The 1,762-nt window shown below is 60.3% G+C and carries 3 protein-coding genes; all 3 read right to left on the bottom strand.

What is annotated here, in order from left to right:
- Positions 1–218: class I SAM-dependent methyltransferase (locus D6877_RS17525; RefSeq protein WP_130911606.1), on the bottom strand; the 218-nt coding region annotated here is incomplete at its 3' end.
- A gap of 249 nt (positions 219–467) precedes the next feature.
- Positions 468–902: a DoxX family protein gene (locus D6877_RS17520; RefSeq protein WP_039759946.1), complete on the bottom strand. Its 435-nt coding sequence runs from the start codon at positions 900–902 to the stop codon at positions 468–470.
- A gap of 113 nt (positions 903–1,015) precedes the next feature.
- Positions 1,016–1,762: transglycosylase SLT domain-containing protein (locus tag D6877_RS17515; protein ID WP_153189071.1), on the bottom strand; the 747-nt coding region annotated here is incomplete at its 5' end.

The following is a 1,762-nucleotide window of genomic DNA, read 5'->3' as shown; positions in this document are numbered from 1 at the left end:
GCCAGATCGAAGCTGTCCGTAGCGAAACGCGCCAGCGACTCGCCGTCATCGACAAACTGGATCAGGAACGCGGCAGGACCGCCGCTGCGACGTGGCCAGCCATCGAGATAACGCAACAGCGTCGGCTGGTGTTTACCGCCAAGAAGGATTTTCGGGTTGCGCTGGGTGACATGTGCCGTGATCGGCGCGGGACGTGCTGGAGGGCGTAGTGCGTTCATCGTGTCGTGTCTCTGCCTCAAAAGTCTGCATGGCAGGTGAGAGGCAACACCGAACCAGCGCTTTAGCGGTATTTCGAAGCCCTGTTCCGGCTTCTGACGGTAACTGTAGAAGTCACCTGGCGCCCCGCAAGTAGCTGTTTAAATCGGCGCATGGGCAACATCCTAGAGAACGTGACCGACCAGTGTCAAGAATCCCCCACAACAAAAAAAGGCCCGCGCAATGCGGGCCTTTGCCTTGGGCCAGAGCCCTCAACCGGCGATGGCGCGATCCGCCGAGAGCTTGCCGGCACCTTCGATCAGTACCGCGATGCTGCCGGCCAGCAGAGCCAGGGCGAACTCGTAACCGTTGTTGGCCATGAACAAACCGTTACCGATGTGCACGGAGAAGATCGCCACCAGCGAGAGGAACGCCAGACCCAGTGCCGCCGGGCGTACCAGCAGGCCGATGATCAGCGCCAGACCGGCGAAGAACTCGGTACCGCCGGCCAGCGAGGCCATCAGATAGCCCGGGGTCAGGCCGATGCTTTCCATCCATTGCGCAGTGCCGGCCAGGCCGTAACCACCGAACAGACCAAAGAGTTTCTGCGAACCGTGGGCGGCGAAGATCACGCCGACAGCAATGCGCAGGACAGTCAGGCCGTAACCGGCGCGGGTGAACAGAACCTTGTTGATCAGAGAGCTCATGGTGCATTCCTTGTTGTGCAGAAGTGTTTGTGTGTTTGGGTTGGTCGCTATATTAATCAGTTTATTTCATGTTTAAAGCGCAGAAATTTCGCCATAACAATCGAATTCTTAGATTATTTCCGTGTGACCACTTTCTGCTGCCGGGGCTCGAGCGACTCACGCTCCCGGTCGAATGCCAGGTAATACTTGTTCACGCTATTAACATAGCTGACGGCGCCCATCCCCACCTGCTCCATGGCAATGCGCTCGACCTGGAAGAACCACTGGTTGGGATTCAGGCCGCGGCGGCGGGCTTCGGCGCGCATGCCCTGCACGCGCTCGGGGCCGATGTTGTACGCGGCGAGGGTGAACGCCATGCGCTCACGCTCGTTGAGTTTCGGGCTGCTGAAGAACTTGCGGCGGATCATCGCCAGGTACTTGGCGCCGGCCTGCACATTCGCATCGAGATTCTGGATATTGCTCACGCCGACCCGCTGCGCGGCGGACGGGGTGATCTGCATCAGCCCGGTCGGGCCGCTGCCGCTGCGGGCGTTGGGCTGCAGACGCGACTCCTTGAACGCCAGCGCCGCCAGATTGAGCCAGTCCATGTTCTGCGCGTCGGCATGTTTCTGCAGGGTCGGACGGAGTTTTTCCAGACGCTGGCGATCGGCCTTGGCCAGCGGATTGTGTACTTGATACAGGCGTCGATAGATACGCAGAAACGCCGCGTCTTCGTCCGACGGTTTCTTGTAACCGGTGAGGAAGCGATCAATGCTCGCGCGCAACATCGACGCATCGCGACGCACGAACCAATGCTCCTCGCCCGGCTCGCCGAGGCTCAGTTGCCGATCGAGGCGCAGCTTCGGCAGGATCTTGCCCCA

Origin of the sequence: Pseudomonas sp. Sample_9 (assembly GCF_004307535.1) — a bacterium.
GTDB lineage: Bacteria > Pseudomonadota > Gammaproteobacteria > Pseudomonadales > Pseudomonadaceae > Aquipseudomonas > Aquipseudomonas mercuritolerans.
This window is presented reverse-complemented; position numbering and strand designations above follow the sequence as displayed.

Excerpts from the sequence above, each read along its gene's own strand:
- D6877_RS17520 (WP_039759946.1), bottom strand. The coding sequence starts at position 902 with ATGAGCTCTCTGATCAACAAGGTTCTGTTCACCCGCGCCGGTTACGGC.